Below are 14,248 nucleotides of genomic sequence, written 5' to 3'. Positions count from 1 at the left end.
CCGGCGTTTGAGGAGCGGGGTCTGGGGCGGAGCCCCAGGTCGGGAAGGGGCGGGACTGGGGCGCCCCGCGAAGGCCCCCTACCCGCACCGGTCCGCCCGCCCCAGCAGCAGCTCCCTCTCCCGCACGTTCCCCGTAAGCGCGGCCGCCCGCTCGAATTCCGCCCGCGCCTCCCCCACCCTCCCCAACCGCACCAACAGATCCCCCCGCACACTCGGCAGCAAGTGATACCCCGCAAGCGCGCCGCCGCCGGCCAGCGCGTCGACGAGGGCCAGCCCCGCCTCGGCCCCCTCGGCCATGGACACGGCGACGGCCCGGTTCAACTGGACGACGGGGGACGGCGCATGGGCGGCCAGGAGGCCGTACAGGGTGGCGATCCGCGGCCAGTCCGTGTCCTCGTACGCCGCCGCGTGGGCGTGACACGCGGCGATCGCGGCCTGGAGGACGTACGGCCCGGGCGCGGCGCCCGGCGCGACGGTCTCGGACTCGGTGAGGGCGGCGAAACCGCGGCGGATCAGGAGCTGGTTCCAGCGGGCCCGGTTCTGGTCCTTGAGCAGGACGGGCTCGCCCGAGGGCCCGGTGCGGGCGGCGGTGCGGGACGCCTGGAGCTCCAACAGGGCGGCGAGACCGTGCACTTCGGGCTCCTTGGGCATGAGCGCGGCGAGGAGCCGGGCGAGCCGCAGGGCCTCCTCGCACAGCGCGGGCCGCAGGTAGTCGTCGCCCGCCGTGGCGGCGTACCCCTCGTTGAAGACGAGGTAGATGACGTCGAGGACGGAGCCGAGGCGGGCCGCGCGGTCGGGCCCGTACGGGACTTCGAAGGGCACGTTCTTCGCGGCGAGCGTCCGCTTGGCACGCACGATCCGCTGGGCCACCGTAGGTTCGGGCGCGAGGACCGCGCGGGCGATCTCCGCCGTGGTGAGGCCGCCGAGCAGCCGCAGGGTGAGCGCGACGCGGGCGTCGGCGGAGAGGACCGGGTGGCAGGCCGTGAAGACCAGGCGCAGCAGGTCGTCGTCGATGGCGTCCGGGTCCGCGGCGTCGGGCGGCGGTTCGACGGCGGGCGCGGCCGCCAGGTCCCGGCCCATGTCCCGCAGCTTGCGGGCGTACCGCTCCCGGCGGCGCACCAGGTCGACGGCGCGGTGCCTGGCGGTGGCCATGAGCCAGGCACCCGGGTTGTCCGGCACGCCGTCGCCGGGCCACTGTTCGAGGGCGGCCACGAGCGCGTCCTGCGCCAGCTCCTCCGCGATGCCGACGTCCCGCACGATCCGCGTGACTCCGGCGACGACGCGCGGGGACTCCATGCGGAAGACGGTCTCGATGGCGCGGCGGGAGGCGTCCGCCGCGGGGCGCTCTGAGGGGTGGGCCGTCACGGTCACCCATCAGAGCACCGCCGCGCCGCCGCCGCAAAGGCTCAGCCCTCCGCGATCTCGCGGATCTCCGACGTGACCGTCCAGTGCGCCTCGTGGACCTTCAGGAACCGCTTGGTCCACTCCAGGATCTCGGCCCTGTCCTTGGCCTGGATGATCGCGTAGCCGCCGACGACCTCCTTGGTCTCGGTGAACGGGCCGTCGTGGACGGACAGTTCGCCGTTCTCGTAGCGCACGCGCGTGGCTTCGGCGTTCGGCTTGAGGCCCCCGGTGTCGAGCAGGACCCCGGCCTTGGTCATCTCTTCGATGAGCGCGCCCATCCGCTGCATCAGCTCGGGGCTCGGGCCGCCCTCGGGGGCCTTGTCCTCGTCGATGCGGACCAGTGTCATATAGCGGGGCATGGTGATCCCTCCAGGGGGTTCGGCGGGGCTGCTCCCCGCCTCTCACTCATGCGTCGAACGGGCGAGCCCCGGATCGACACCGTCGACGAGATTCTCCGGAACTTTTTCCGCCCCGTCCGCGCGGCCCCCGTCCGCGCGACCCCCGTCCGCACGGCCCTCCCCCGCACGCCTCCCATGCAGCACCCACGTGGCCAGCGCCGCCGCCACGAGCAGCCCCGCCGCCACCGCGAACGCCGCCGCGTACCCCTCGGCGAGCCCCGCCGCCCCGCGCGCCGACCCCGTCGCACTGGACGCGACCGTCACCAGGACCGCGAGCCCGATCGAACCGCCGAGCTGACGCGAGCTGTTGAGGAGCCCGGACGCCATGCCGGTCTCCTCCGGGGCCACCCCGGACGTGGCCGCCGTCCCCAGCGGCACGAAGCACATGCCGATGCCGACGCTGGCCACGAGCGAGGGCCCGAGGATGGAGCCCGCGAAGGTGCCGCCCGCCTCGACGGCCAGCGCGAACCAGCCGAACCCGGCCGCGCCGAGCAGCCCGCCCGTCACCAGGAGCGCCCGCTCGCCGACCCTCCCGACCGTGCGCGTCGCCACGACCGTGCCCGCGACGACGCCCGCGCAGAACGGCAGGAAGGCCACTCCGGCGCGCGTCGGCCCGTACGCCATGACCTGCTGGAGGTAGAGCGAGGTGAAGTAGAACGCGGCGAACTGGCCCGAGGACATCAGGAGCGAGAAGACGTTCGCGGACGCCACGGGCCGGTGGGCGAGCAGGCCGAGCCGGAGCAGGGGCTGCCGGGCGCGCCGCTCGCCGCGTATCTCGACGGCGCAGAAGGCGGCGAGCAAGGCCGCCGCCGCGGCCAGCGTGCCGACGGTGGTGGCCGACCCCCAGCCGTGGGTCTCCGTGCGGACGAGGCCGAGGACGAGGACGGACGTGCCCGCGGTGACCAGGAGCGCCCCGACGACGTCCAGGCGCGGGCCGCCCCGGGTGCGGCGGTCGGCAGGGACGCCGGCGGGGGTGGCCGCGAGGGCCGCGAGCACGACCGGGACGTTGATCAGCATCACCGAGCGCCAGCCCACCCAGTCCGTGAGCAGCCCGCCCGCCATGATCCCGACGGCGCCGCCGAGCGCGCCCGACGCGCCCCACAGGCCGAGCGCCCTGGCCCGCGCGGGCCCGGCCGCGTAATGGACGGTGATCAGGGCGAGCGCCACCGGCGCGAGGGCCGCCGCCCCCGCGCCCTGCACCGCCCGCGCCGCGACGAGCTGGCCCGGGCTCTGGGCGAGCCCGCCCGCGAGGCTCGCGAGACCGAAGACCGCGAAGCCGGCGACGAGGGTGCGGCGCCGCCCCATGAGGTCGGCGAGCCGCCCGCCGAGCATGAGGAGGCCGCCGAACGCGAGCGCGTAGGCGTTGACGACCCAGGTCAGCGACTCGGGCGCGAAGCCGAGGTCGTCGCCCATGTCGGGCAGGGCGATGTTGACGACGGACATGTCGAGGGAGACGAGGAACTGCACGGTGAGGAGGACGGGGAGCAGCAGCGGGCCCCGCTGTGGAGGTGAGTTCGTCATGCGCAGGAGATTACTATACGCGTATAGAAAATAAGCAGGGGCGGCGCGCGGCCCCCTGGCGGGCGGACGGGACAATGACGCCGTGGCAGCTGAAGCGAATACGGGCGAACCGGACGACACCGGGACGGAAGCGACCGGGACGGAACCCACTGGGACGGAAACGGCCGGGACGGAACCCGCCGGGAAGGAGCGCCCCCGCGCGGGGGCGAAGAAGCGCGGCGTCGGCCGCCCCCGGCGCATCGAGCCGGAGACCATCGTCGGCACCGCGCGCCGCATCCTCCAGGAGGAGGGCGTCGCGGCGCTGAGCATGCGCCGGGTCGCCAAGGAGGTCGGTACGACGCCGATGGCGCTGTACCACCACGTGCGGGACAAGGACGAGCTCCTGATGCTCGCCCTCGCCGGTACGGCCGCCACCGTGCCGCGCCCCGAACTCCCCGCGGACCCGCGCGACCGGCTGCTCGCCGTGTCCACGCACATGCACGGCGTCCTGCTCGGCATGCCGTGGGTCGTGGAGGTGCTGAGCCTCGGCGACCTCACCGACAAGGGCGCCCTGTGGATGGTCGACGAGATCGTCGGCTCGGCCGTCGCGTGCGGGCTCACCCCCGGCGAGGCCGTGCGCGCCTACCGGACCATCTGGCACTGCGTCTACGGCGACCTGGTGTTCCGCCGCGCGATGGCGCGCCGCGCCGACGAGCCCGACCGCAAGCGCTACTTCCCCGACCTGCTCACGGACGCGGACGCCGAGGAACTCCCCCACATCGCCCCGCTGGCGGACCGCTGGCAGGAGCTGACCGAGGACTACGACGTGACCACGCAGCTGGCGGCCGTCATCGACGGCCTGCTCGCCCGCGCCACCCGCCCCTCGTCACACCCGCAAGCGCAGACGCCATAGACAACTGCGGTGCACGCGCAGTACACAAGGCACCACGCAGCACACACACGTCACCACGGACGTGCACAGCCGAAAACACGGAAAGCGGGGGACACGCATGGCCGTGCCGGGCCAGGGCGAGGCAGGACAGGGCATACGAGGGCGCGTCGCACCCCGCGACGCGCCACCGCTCCAACTGGCGGGCACCGTGGTCGCGCTGTACGCGCTCGCGGCGGCGATCTGGATCGTGTACGAGGCCCAGGAGGCCATCGACGCGGACTCCGGGCCCACGTACTCCTTCAAGGCCCTGTACGACCCGAGGGAGTTCCTCCCCGTCACGGCCCAGTTCGCCTACGAGTGGGCCTTCCTGGTGGCCGCCCTCCTCGTCGGGCTGCTCGCGCTCGGGCGCCGGCGGGTGGCGCGCGGCGGCCTCGCGCTGCTCGCGGCGCTCCTGATCGGCCTCGGCCTGCGGGAGCTGATCGGGATCATGGCCTCCGAGCAGTACCGCGACGCGCTCACCGACGTCGGCTACGGCAAGGCGCTGCTCACGTTCCGCTTCGCGGGCCTCGCCCTGGGGTGCGTGCTGTGGGCGGTCGTCGTCCGCACTCGCGCCGCGGCGGGCACCGCCGCGCACCCGCCGCTGCCCGCACAGCCCCCGTACCCGGCAGCGCCGCCCCCGTACCCGGCGGCCCCGCCGCCGGGGCCCGCCGACGCCCCGCCGCCGCCCGCGTACGCGCCCTACGCCCCGTACGGCGCCTACGCCCCGCCGCCACCCGCAGGCCGCCGCCCGAGGCGGCCGGGCCTCGTGCTCGCCGGCGTCGCGCTCCTGCTGTCCGGCCTGAACGCGCTCGGCTGGCTGATCTACTGGCTCACACGGGACGACGTCATCTTCCTCGACGCGTACGGCGACGGCCGGGACCTGGGCGACTTCTTCCGGAACGCCGTCGACTCCTCCCACGGCTCCGCCTACCCGTACACCTTCCACTACCTGGCCATGATGGCCGCGGCGCTGCTCATCGGCGTCCTGCTCCTGAGCGGGAACCGGACGGCCCGCGGCGCCGGGCTCGCCCTCGCGCCCGTCTCGCTCTACCTCGACCTGCGCGGCCTGGTCCCGGGCTTCGACGACGGCTTCGACGCGTACTTCGACTCCACGGTCGGGACCTGGGCCCTCCTGACGACGTGCGCCACGATCGTGCTCGCGGCCGGGGCGGCGGTGGCGCTGCTCGCGACCCGCGAGGAGTAGCCCCGGCTGCCGCGTACGAGGATCAGTCCGCGCCCAGCGACTCGAACCGCCACCGGTGCACGGCCCGCGTCACCAACTCGTCCGGCGGCTCGGGCAGTTCGGGCAGCTCGGCGTCGGGCGCCGCGTCCCACCACGTGATGACGAGGACCCGGTCCTGCGGCGCCCGGAACGTCTCGCGGCGCAGGGGCGCACCCGCGAGCTCCCGCGCCCGCGCCCACGCGAGCAGCTCCGCCCCGCGCCCGTCGACGGCCCGGGCCTCCCACATCAGCGCGACGCTCATGAGTACAGGTTGTCCTTGCTGACCTCGTGCACGTGGTCGTGGTCGTGGCTGTGGCCGTGCGCGCCCGGCACGTGCGGCTCGGTCACCGGGAGCGAGGAGTCCGCCGACAGGCCGAGGTCGGACGCGGCCCTGTTCCGCGCCACCATCTCGGCGCCGAGCGCGGCGACCATCGCGCCGTTGTCCGTGCACAGCTTGGGCCGCGGCACCCGCAGGCGGATGCCCGCACGCTCGCACCGCTCCTGGGCGAGCGCCCGGAGGCGGGTGTTGGCCGCCACGCCGCCGCCGATCATGAGGTGGTCGACGCCCTCGTCCTTGCAGGCCTTGACGGCCTTGCGGGTCAGCACGTCCACGACCGCCTCCTGGAAGGACGCGGCCACGTCCCGCACCGGCACGTCCTCGCCCGCGGCCCGCTTGGCCTCGATCCAGCGGGCCACGGCCGTCTTCAGACCGGAGAAGGAGAAGTCGTACGCGGGATCGCGGGGCCCGGTGAGCCCGCGCGGGAAGGCAATCGCCTCCGGATCGCCCTCCTTCGCGTACCGGTCGATGACCGGACCGCCCGGGAAGCCCAGGTCGAGCACCCGCGCGATCTTGTCGAAGGCCTCCCCCGCCGCGTCGTCGATGGTCGCGCCGAGCGGCCGCACGTCGGCGGTGATGTCGGTGGAGAGCAGCAGCGACGAGTGCCCGCCGGACACCAGGAGCGCCATCGTCGGCTCGGGCAGCGAGCCGTGCTCCAGCTGGTCCACGCAGATGTGCGAGGCCAGGTGGTTCACGCCGTACAGCGGCTTGCCGAGCGCGTACGCGTACGCCTTCGCCGCCGAGACGCCGACGAGCAGCGCGCCCGCGAGGCCCGGCCCCGCGGTGACGGCGATGCCGTCGAGGTCCTTCGCGCTGACCCCCGCGTCCTTCAGGGCGCGCTGGATGGTCGGCACCATCGCTTCCAGGTGCGCGCGCGAGGCCACCTCGGGCACGACGCCGCCGAACCGCGCGTGCTCGTCGACGCTGGAGGCGACGGCGTCGGCGAGCAGCGTCGTGCCGCGCACGATGCCGACGCCGGTCTCGTCGCAGGAGGTCTCGATGCCGAGGACGAGGGGTTCGTCGCCGGCCCTGGAGCGGGAGTCAGCCATGGATCTCGGTTCCTTGTACGCCGTTCACCGGGCCGTCCGCGCGGCCCTTGGAGGAGTTGTGCGGGAGCGCCGACGGGTCGGCGAGACGCATCACGAGGGCGTCCACGTTGCCCGGCTGGTAGTAGCCGCGCCGGAAGCCGATCGGCTCGAAGCCGAAGCGCTCGTACAGCTTCTGCGCCCGCGTGTTGTCCACCCGCACCTCGAGCAGCACTTCGGTGGCCTCGAAGGCCGTGGCGTGCCGCAGCAGGTCCGTGAGCAGCCGCGCGCCGAGCCCGGTGCCCCAGTGGTCGCGGGCGACCGCGATGGTCTGCACGTCGGCGGCGACCGCCGCGCCGCCGTCGGCGCCGGGGTCGGAGTCGGTGCCCGCGACGGCGAGCCCGCCGTAGCCGACGAGGCGCTCGCCCTCGTACGCCACCACGTAGCGCCGGGTGGATCCCGGCCCGCGCGCGTGCGCGAGCTCGGACCAGAACATGCCGCGCGACCAGGCGTCCTCCGGGAAGAGCTCCTTCTCCAGGGCGAGGACCGGGTCGATGTCCCACCAGCGCATCTCGCGCAGCACGGCGGCGTGGGTCGTCACGGTGGTCACTTGGGCGTGACCACCTTGTAGTTCTTCGGCACCTGGGCGTCCGGGCGGCGCAGGTACAGGGGGCGCGGTTCGAGCAGCTCCTCGCCCGCGGCGAGGCGCTCGGCGGCCAGCGAGGCGAGCGCGGCCGCCGACACGTGCTCGGGGCCGCGGGCGTCGGGGAACGCGTCCGGGTAGAGCGTCGCGCCCGCGCCGACGGCGGGCAGCCCGGCCACGTCGGCGGCGATGTCGCCGGGCCGGTCCACGGCCGGAGAGCCGACTCTCGTCCTCGGGTCCGCGTATCTCGCCCAGTACACCTCCTTGCGCCGCGCGTCCGTGGCGACGACGAAGGGGCCCTCCTCGATGCCGGACGCGTACGCCAGGCCGTCGAGCGTGCACACGCCGTGCACCGGCACGCCGAGCGCGAGGCCGAAGGTGTCGGCGGTCATCAGGCCCACGCGCAGACCGGTGTACGGGCCGGGGCCCACTCCGGTGACGACGGCGGTGACGGCGTCGAGCCGGACGCCCGCGTCGGCGAGGACGCGGTCGACGGCGGGCAGCAGCAGCTCACCGTGGCGGCGCGCGTCGACCTGGCTCGACGCGGCGACGACGGACGTGCCGTCGTGCAGGGCGACGGTCACGGCGGGGGTTGCGGTATCCAGAGCGAGCAAGAGCACGCGAACAGCCTACGGCTCCGACGCCCGGCGCACGGCCGCCCCGGCCCCCGGTGCGGCTGCTGCTACCGTCACTCCATAGCCGTACGTGTCCGTACGTGGGAGAGGTGGCGCAGTGTCCAGGAGCAGCTCGGGATTCGTGGCCGGGCTCACCGCGGCGGCGGTCGCCGTGGTCGGCTTCCTCGCCTACCAGGCCTCCGCGAACGCGCCCGACGACCTGAACGCGCGCCCCGACAAGTCACCGACCGCCCCCACGCGCGACCCCGACGACAAGCGCGACCCGCTGGCGCTCCCCGCGCACTCCGGCACGGGCAAGCGCGTCGTGTACTCCCTGAAGAACGACCGCGTCTGGCTGGTCGGCGACTCCGGCAAGGCCAAGCGCACCTACCGGGTCACGCCGAGCACGCTCGACCCGACGCCCGGGCAGTACGCGGTGACGTCCCGCGCCGGCCAGATCACCGGCTCCGACGGCCGCCAGATCGAGCACGTCGTCGTCTTCACCGTCGTCGACGGGGTCGCCATAGGGTTCAGCGCGGCCCTCAACGGCTCCACCGAGAAGCCCGACCCCGGCAAGAAGACCGGCGGCGTCCGCTCGTCCCGCGAGGACGGCAACGCGATGTGGGACTTCGCGATCATCGACACGAAGGTCGTCGTGGTCCGCTAGGTCCGGCGCACTACGCGGCTGCGCGCTACGCGGCGTCGCGCCGGAGCCGCTCCGTGGGGGCGGGGGAGCCGGTCGTGGCCGGCCCCGGGGCCGGGGGAGGCGTGGAGATCGCGCTCGCGGCGGCGCAGGACGCCAGCAGATCGCTCATCGAACAGGCGGAAGGCCGCGCCGGAAGGGCGCTCGTCGTGGGCTGCGCGTCACGTTCTGAAGCCGGCATGGACGCCTCCTGAGGCTTCGGGGCAGACGTGGTTAGGTAGACCTAACCAGGACCGGTATCCATGTGACCACGCCCGGCACCTGCCGCGCAACATCTTGCCGACGGACTGTCGGGAAATCGGGCGAAGGTCAGGCCGAGAGCGCCGACAGGTCCGTGCCCGCCCAGCGGGCGCCGATGCCCCGCAGCGTCACCTCGCGCACCTCGTCGGTGGTGTCCCCCACCGCGCGGTCGATGACGACGTGCAGCCGGTCCTCGGAGAGGTCCTCGACCTTGCCGTCGCCCCACTCCACGACGACCACCGAGTCCGGGAGCGACACGTCGAGGTCCAGGTCCTCCATCTCGTCGAGCCCGCCGCCCAGGCGGTACGCGTCGACGTGCACCAGCGCGGGACCCCCGACGAGCGAGGGGTGGACGCGGGCGATGACGAACGTCGGCGAGGTCACGGCCCCCCGCACCCCGAGCCCCTCACCGAGCCCCCGGGTCAGCGTCGTCTTGCCCGCGCCGAGCTCACCGGTGAGCATGACGAGGTCCCCCGGGCGCAGAATCTTGGCCAGCCGCCGACCCAACTCACCCATCTGCTCGGGAGAGTTGACGGTGATGCTGAGAGTGACGGCCGGGGCAGGGCTGTGCGGTGCGTGCATAGAGCCCACGGTAGCCGGAATCTCAGCCCGTCCGGCGCTTGAGGACGAGCCGCGGAGCGGCGATGAAACGGGGGTGCTAGGGGGCGAAGCCCCCTAGTTTCGGGAAAGGGGCGGGACTGGGGCGCACCGCGAGGTCACGACGCCACGCTCCCCGCCCGCTCCCGCGCCCGCACCAACAGATCCGCGACCCGATCCGTCACCACCTCGGGATGCTCCAGCATCACCAGATGCCCCGCATCCGGCACGAGCACGAGCTCCGCGTCCGGCAACAGATCCGCAATCGCCTCACTGTGCTCGCTCGGCGTGACCAGATCCTTGTCCCCGGCGAGCACCAGCACCGGCAGCTCGGCGAAGTGCTTGAGCGCGTCCGCCTTGTCGTGCTCGGCGAACGCCGGATAGAACTCCGCCACCACATCGATCGGCGTCGACTCGATCATCCGCTCCGCGAACCGCGCGACCGCCGGGTCGACGTCCTTCGCCGCGAACGAGTAGCGCTTGATGATGCCCGCGAAGAGATCGGCGGTGGCGCGCCGCCCGCGCTCCACCAGGGCGGCCTGCGAGCCGAGTGCCCGGAGCACACCGGGCAGCACCCGCCGGATCGCGTTCACCCCCGCCACCGGAAGCCCGAAGTTGACCTGCCCCATCTGCCCCGACGACGTACCGACGAGCGCGACGCCGACGACCCGCTCCCTGATCAGGTCGGGGAACTGCGCGGCGAGCGCCATCGTCGTCATGCCGCCCATCGAGTGCCCGACGAGCACGAGCGGCCCCTCCGGCGCGGCCGCGTCGATGACGGCCTTCAGATCGCGGCCCAGCTGGTCGATGGAGACGGGCTCGCCGTCCCGGACCTGGGCCGCGCCGCGGCCCGAGCGCCCGTGGCTGCGCTGGTCCCAGTACACGCCGCGGACCACGCCCCGCAGCGCGGCGCGCTGGAAGTGCCAGGAGTCCTGGCTGAGGCAGTAGCCGTGGCTGAAGACGACGGTGACGGGCGCGGGCGCCTTGCGCCCGAAGAGCCGGCGCCTGCGGGGCGCCCCGTCCCCCTCGGCGGCCGCGTCGTCGACCTCGTCGACCTCGTACGACAGCTCCGTGCCGTCGTCCGCGTACGCCTTGCCCGGCATGCCGCGCAGCGAGCCGTACGGCCCGGACGCGTCCAGGGCGAGGCGGGCCCTTCTGCGCATGCTGCGCCCGACCGTGAGCCGCTCGATGGCGACACCGGCCGCGGCGCCCGCCGCGACGACCCCTATGGCGGCGCCCGCGATCCCGGCCCGCCGCCAGGTCGTCGCTCCCGGCCCCGCGGCACCCGCGGCGGCGGCGCTCACCGCGTCCGCCACCTCGGCCACCGCCTCCGCGGCGGCCGCCCCCGTGCTGCTCTCGCCCACGTGCCGCTCCTCTTTCGTCGTCAGTCGCCGCTGCCGCTGCCCTTCGCGCCCTGCGGTCGCTCGTTCACATAGACGCGCGGAACGCGTGCACCGATGCGGGTCACGATCTCGTACGCGATGGTGCCCGCCGCCCGCGCCCAGTCCTCGGCGGTCGGCTCCCCCCGGTCGCCGGGCCCGAACAGGACCGCCTCGGAGCCCACCGCCGGCTCGTCCCCGCCGAGGTCGACCACGAACTGGTCCATCGCGATCCGGCCCGCGGCCGTACGCCACTTGCCGTCGACGAGGACGGGGCCCGCGCCGGACGCGTGCCGCGGGATGCCGTCGCCGTACCCGGCGGGTACGAGGCCGAGGGTGGTCTCCCCGGGGGTGGTGTAGAGGTGGCCGTAGCTCACGCCGTGGCCCGCCGGGGCGTGCTTCACGTGGGCGAGGGCCGCGGTGACCGTCATGACCGGGCGCAGGCCGAACTGCTCGGGCGTGCCGATCTCGGGGCTCGGCGAGACGCCGTACATGGCGATGCCGGGCCGGACGAGGTCGAAGTGGGTCTCGGGGAGCGTCAGGGTCGCGGGTGAGTTCGCGATGTGGCGGACCTCGGGGCGTATGCCCTCGCTCTCGGCGTACGCGACCATCTCGCGGAACACGTCGAGCTGACCGGCGGTCGAGGGGTGGTCCGGCTCGTCGGCGCACGCGAAGTGCGACCACAGGCCGGTGACCTTGATCAGGCCCGCCGCCTCGGCGCGCAGGGACGCGGCGACGAGCTCGGGCCAGTCGGCGGGCATGCAGCCGTTGCGCCCGAGGCCCGTGTCCGCCTTGAGCTGGACGCGGGCGGTGCGGCCCGCGGCGCGCGCGGCGTCCAGGACCTCGCGCAGCGCCCACATCGCGCTCACCGACACGTCGACGTCCGCCTCGACGGCCTCGCGCCAGGGGCCGCCCGGCGTCCACAGCCAGCACATGACGCGGCCGCCGATCCCGGCCGCCCGCAGCGCGAGCGCCTCCTGGGGCGTGGCCGTCCCCACCCAGGCGGCGCCCGCGTCGACCGCGGCTCGCGCGCACGGGATCATTCCGTGCCCGTAGCCGTCCGATTTCACCACGGCCATGAACGCGGCGCCCGGCGCGTGGGCGCGCAGCGTCCGCACATTGGCCCTCAGGGCGGCGAGGTCGATCTCGGCGCGCACGCGCGGCAGTGCAGTTGTCTCAGTCATCGCGGCCCAGTCTCTCAGAGCCCCATCTGGCGGGGGCGCCCTGGACCGGCTTCACCCCTGACCCACCACCGGGCCCCATGCGCCTCCGACCCGCCGCTCCGCGGCGCGAGCTACCCCGCCCGCCCACCCCATGCGCCCACCCCCACACGTCCCACCGCCTACTACCGGCCGCACCCGGGCCCGATGCACCTCCGACCCGCCGCTCCGCGGCGGGAGCTACCCCGCCCGCCCACCCCATACGCCCAGCCCCGACATCCCGCCGCTACCTACCGCCCGGGCCGCACCCGCCGACGGCGAACAACCCCCGCGGGAGGCGCCCACCCCCGTCCGACTGGAAACGGGCGGGCGGGTGGGAAAAATCCGCCGCGCGCAGCGCGGCGGCACCACCCACCGGCCCGCACCCGGACCCGATACACCCCCGCCCGCCCTATACGCCGCAGTAGGCCTCCGGCCTAGCCCCGGACATCCCGCCAAGCCGTCGGAATCGCCTCCGCCACGTCCTGCGCCGCCACCGGCGCCCCGTCCGCCGCGAACCGCGCGGCAAGCCCGTGCAGGAACGCGGCCACCGCCCCGGCGTCCCCCGCCCCGAGCCCCGCCGCGAGCAGCGACCCCGCGAGCCCCGAGAGCACGTCACCACTGCCCGCCGTGGCCAGCCAGGAGGTGCCCGTGGCGTTGACCCTGACGGCACCGCCGTCGGGGCCCGCGACCAGCGTGGTGGACCCCTTGAGCAGCACCGTGGCCGCGTACCGCCCCGCCAGCTCCCGTACGGCGTCGAGCCGCGCCGCCTCGACCTCCTCGCGGGCGACGCCGAGCAGCGCGGCCGCCTCGCCCGCGTGCGGGGTGAGCAGCGTGGGCGCCGCACGCCCCCGCACCGCCGCGGCATCGGCGAGCCGCAGACCGTCGGCGTCGATGAGCACCGGCACGTCGGCGGCCACCACGTCCGCGAGGGCCCCGCCGTCGTCCCCGAGCCCGGGCCCCGCCACCCACGCCTGCACGCGCCCCGCCTTCGCCGGGGGCCCGGCGGAGACCAACGCCTCCGGGAAACGGGCGATGACGGCCTCGGCGGCGGGCCCCACGTACCGGACCGCTCCGGCGCCGCCGCGCAGCGCCCCCGCGACCGCGAGGACGGCGGCGCCCGGGTAGCGGGCGGACCCGGCGACGATGCCGACGACACCGCGCCGGTACTTGTCGCTCTCGGCGGCGGGCCGCGGCAGGAGCCGGTCGACGTCGGCGTACTGCAGGGCTTCGAGCACGGCGTCGTACGCGGCGAGGTCGGGCCCGAGACCGATGTCGACGAGCCGCACCGATCCCGCGTACTCCCGGGCCGGATCGACGAGGAGCCCCGGCTTGTGCGTTCCGAACGTCACCGTGACGTCCGCCCGCACCGCCGCCCCGCGCACCTGGCCCGTGTCGGCGTCCACACCGCTCGGCAGGTCCACGGCGACGACCACGGCGCCGGACTCCTCGGCGGCGCGGGCGAGTTCGGCGGCACGGGGGCGCAGGCCGCCCTTGCCGCCGATGCCGACGATGCCGTCCACGACGAGGCGGGCGCCCGCGACGGCCGCCTCCGCGTCCGGCGAACCGGCGTCGACGGTCCGGCCTCCGGCGCGGCGCAGGGCGCGGAGGCCGCCGTCGTGGGTGCGCTCGGGGGCGAGCAGTACGGCGGTCACGCCGGCGCCCCTGCGGGCGAGGCGGGCGCCCGCGTACAGGGCGTCGCCGCCGTTGTCGCCGCTGCCGACGAGGAGGGTGACGCGGGTGCCGTACGTGCGGCCGAGGAGTTGGGCGCAGGTCACGGCGAGGCCGGCGGCGGCGCGCTGCATCAACGCCCCCTCCGGAAGCCGCCCCATCACGCCCCGCTCAGCCGCCCGGACGTCTGCCACGGAGTACGCACTACGCATCCCCCCAGTCTCCCGCACCCCCACGCACCCCGCACTGGGCGCACCAACCCCCGCCCCGCACTGCGCCGGACACACCCCGCCCTCCCCCGCACCGCACCCGGATGAATGCGCCCCCGTCCCCGCCGCTCCGCGGCGGGAGCTACCCCGCCCACCCACCCCATTCGCCGCCGACG

At 75.0% G+C, this 14,248-nt stretch carries 15 protein-coding genes; 4 read left to right on the top strand and 11 right to left on the bottom strand.

The window, feature by feature from the left end; translation table 11 throughout:
* Window positions 1–78: 78 nt before the first annotated feature.
* From ACFWZ5_RS39865 to ACFWZ5_RS39855, 3 genes are all read right to left on the bottom strand, one after another.
* Window positions 79–1,296, bottom strand: coding sequence for an RNA polymerase sigma factor (locus tag ACFWZ5_RS39865; RefSeq protein ID WP_384799330.1), 1,218 nt, complete (start codon window positions 1,294–1,296; stop codon window positions 79–81).
* 110 nt (window positions 1,297–1,406) lie between these two features.
* Window positions 1,407–1,763, bottom strand: a complete 357-nt coding sequence (locus ACFWZ5_RS39860; protein ID WP_384799294.1) for a YciI family protein — start codon at window positions 1,761–1,763, stop codon at window positions 1,407–1,409.
* A gap of 42 nt (window positions 1,764–1,805) precedes the next feature.
* Complete coding sequence (locus tag ACFWZ5_RS39855) at window positions 1,806–3,323, bottom strand: MFS transporter (RefSeq protein WP_384799297.1); 1,518 nt, start codon at window positions 3,321–3,323, stop codon at window positions 1,806–1,808.
* 82 nt (window positions 3,324–3,405) lie between these two features.
* Here ACFWZ5_RS39855 and ACFWZ5_RS39850 point away from each other — a divergent pair, with 82 nt between their 5' ends.
* Both ACFWZ5_RS39850 and ACFWZ5_RS39845 read left to right on the top strand, forming a co-directional pair.
* Window positions 3,406–4,215, top strand: coding sequence for a TetR/AcrR family transcriptional regulator (locus ACFWZ5_RS39850; RefSeq protein WP_384799300.1), 810 nt, complete (start codon window positions 3,406–3,408; stop codon window positions 4,213–4,215).
* Between the two features lie 97 nt (window positions 4,216–4,312).
* Window positions 4,313–5,437, top strand: coding sequence for a hypothetical protein (locus tag ACFWZ5_RS39845; protein ID WP_384799303.1), 1,125 nt, complete (start codon window positions 4,313–4,315; stop codon window positions 5,435–5,437).
* 22 nt (window positions 5,438–5,459) lie between these two features.
* Here ACFWZ5_RS39845 and ACFWZ5_RS39840 read toward each other — a convergent pair whose 3' ends face one another.
* From ACFWZ5_RS39840 to tsaB, 4 genes are read right to left on the bottom strand one after another with little or no spacing between them, the layout of a single operon-like run.
* Window positions 5,460–5,717 carry a hypothetical protein gene (locus ACFWZ5_RS39840; protein WP_384799306.1) on the bottom strand — a complete coding sequence of 86 codons (258 nt, stop codon included), beginning with the start codon at window positions 5,715–5,717 and terminating at the stop codon, window positions 5,460–5,462.
* Window positions 5,714–6,841, bottom strand: coding sequence for a tRNA (adenosine(37)-N6)-threonylcarbamoyltransferase complex transferase subunit TsaD (tsaD, locus tag ACFWZ5_RS39835; protein WP_384799309.1), 1,128 nt, complete (start codon window positions 6,839–6,841; stop codon window positions 5,714–5,716). Before tsaD ends, ACFWZ5_RS39840 begins: the two co-directional genes overlap by 4 nt.
* The gene (gene rimI, locus ACFWZ5_RS39830) at window positions 6,834–7,388 is read right to left on the bottom strand and encodes a ribosomal protein S18-alanine N-acetyltransferase (protein WP_384799333.1); all 555 of its coding nucleotides are present in this window, start codon (window positions 7,386–7,388) and stop codon (window positions 6,834–6,836) included. The genes tsaD and rimI overlap by 8 nt, the downstream gene beginning before the upstream one ends.
* 35 nt (window positions 7,389–7,423) lie before the next feature.
* A complete protein-coding gene (gene tsaB / locus ACFWZ5_RS39825) occupies window positions 7,424–8,080 on the bottom strand; it encodes a tRNA (adenosine(37)-N6)-threonylcarbamoyltransferase complex dimerization subunit type 1 TsaB (protein WP_384799312.1) in 657 nt (218 codons plus the stop codon).
* A gap of 112 nt (window positions 8,081–8,192) precedes the next feature.
* On the opposite strand from tsaB, the gene ACFWZ5_RS39820 reads away from it, so the two are divergent.
* Both ACFWZ5_RS39820 and ACFWZ5_RS39815 read left to right on the top strand, forming a co-directional pair.
* Window positions 8,193–8,741, top strand: coding sequence for a hypothetical protein (locus tag ACFWZ5_RS39820; protein WP_384799315.1), 549 nt, complete (start codon window positions 8,193–8,195; stop codon window positions 8,739–8,741).
* 74 nt (window positions 8,742–8,815) lie between these two features.
* Complete coding sequence (locus ACFWZ5_RS39815) at window positions 8,816–8,971, top strand: hypothetical protein (RefSeq protein WP_384799318.1); 156 nt, start codon at window positions 8,816–8,818, stop codon at window positions 8,969–8,971.
* Window positions 8,972–9,086: 115 nt separating this feature from the next.
* On the opposite strand, the gene tsaE is transcribed toward ACFWZ5_RS39815, so the two are convergent.
* The 4 genes from tsaE to ACFWZ5_RS39795 all read right to left on the bottom strand — a co-directional run bounded on the left by tsaE (window position 9,087) and on the right by ACFWZ5_RS39795 (window position 14,075).
* Window positions 9,087–9,599, bottom strand: coding sequence for a tRNA (adenosine(37)-N6)-threonylcarbamoyltransferase complex ATPase subunit type 1 TsaE (gene tsaE / locus ACFWZ5_RS39810; RefSeq protein ID WP_384799321.1), 513 nt, complete (start codon window positions 9,597–9,599; stop codon window positions 9,087–9,089).
* A 134-nt stretch (window positions 9,600–9,733) separates the two neighbouring features.
* Window positions 9,734–10,978 carry an alpha/beta fold hydrolase gene (locus tag ACFWZ5_RS39805; protein WP_384799324.1) on the bottom strand — a complete coding sequence of 415 codons (1,245 nt, stop codon included), beginning with the start codon at window positions 10,976–10,978 and terminating at the stop codon, window positions 9,734–9,736.
* A gap of 20 nt (window positions 10,979–10,998) precedes the next feature.
* Complete coding sequence (alr, locus tag ACFWZ5_RS39800) at window positions 10,999–12,177, bottom strand: alanine racemase (RefSeq protein ID WP_384799327.1); 1,179 nt, start codon at window positions 12,175–12,177, stop codon at window positions 10,999–11,001.
* Window positions 12,178–12,629: 452 nt separating this feature from the next.
* On the bottom strand, window positions 12,630–14,075 hold the full coding sequence (locus ACFWZ5_RS39795; RefSeq protein WP_384803126.1) for an NAD(P)H-hydrate dehydratase: 1,446 nt from the start codon (window positions 14,073–14,075) through the stop codon (window positions 12,630–12,632).
* Window positions 14,076–14,248: the final 173 nt, after the last annotated feature.

The organism is Streptomyces sp. NPDC059003, assembly GCF_042740445.1.
Taxonomy (GTDB): Bacteria; Actinomycetota; Actinomycetes; order Streptomycetales; family Streptomycetaceae; genus Streptomyces.
This window is presented reverse-complemented; position numbering and strand designations above follow the sequence as displayed.

Excerpts from the sequence above, each read along its gene's own strand:
- ACFWZ5_RS39865 (WP_384799330.1), bottom strand. The coding sequence starts at position 1,296 with ATGGAGTCCCCGCGCGTCGTCGCCGGAGTCACGCGGATCGTGCGGGAC.
- ACFWZ5_RS39860 (WP_384799294.1), bottom strand. The coding sequence starts at position 1,763 with ATGCCCCGCTATATGACACTGGTCCGCATCGACGAGGACAAGGCCCCC.
- ACFWZ5_RS39855 (WP_384799297.1), bottom strand. The coding sequence starts at position 3,323 with ATGACGAACTCACCTCCACAGCGGGGCCCGCTGCTGCTCCCCGTCCTC.
- ACFWZ5_RS39845 (WP_384799303.1), top strand. The coding sequence starts at position 4,313 with ATGGCCGTGCCGGGCCAGGGCGAGGCAGGACAGGGCATACGAGGGCGC.
- ACFWZ5_RS39840 (WP_384799306.1), bottom strand. The coding sequence starts at position 5,717 with ATGAGCGTCGCGCTGATGTGGGAGGCCCGGGCCGTCGACGGGCGCGGG.
- tsaD (WP_384799309.1), bottom strand. The coding sequence starts at position 6,841 with ATGGCTGACTCCCGCTCCAGGGCCGGCGACGAACCCCTCGTCCTCGGC.
- rimI (WP_384799333.1), bottom strand. The coding sequence starts at position 7,388 with ATGCGCTGGTGGGACATCGACCCGGTCCTCGCCCTGGAGAAGGAGCTC.
- tsaE (WP_384799321.1), bottom strand. The coding sequence starts at position 9,599 with ATGCACGCACCGCACAGCCCTGCCCCGGCCGTCACTCTCAGCATCACC.
- alr (WP_384799327.1), bottom strand. The coding sequence starts at position 12,177 with ATGACTGAGACAACTGCACTGCCGCGCGTGCGCGCCGAGATCGACCTC.
- ACFWZ5_RS39795 (WP_384803126.1), bottom strand. The coding sequence starts at position 14,075 with ATGCGTAGTGCGTACTCCGTGGCAGACGTCCGGGCGGCTGAGCGGGGC.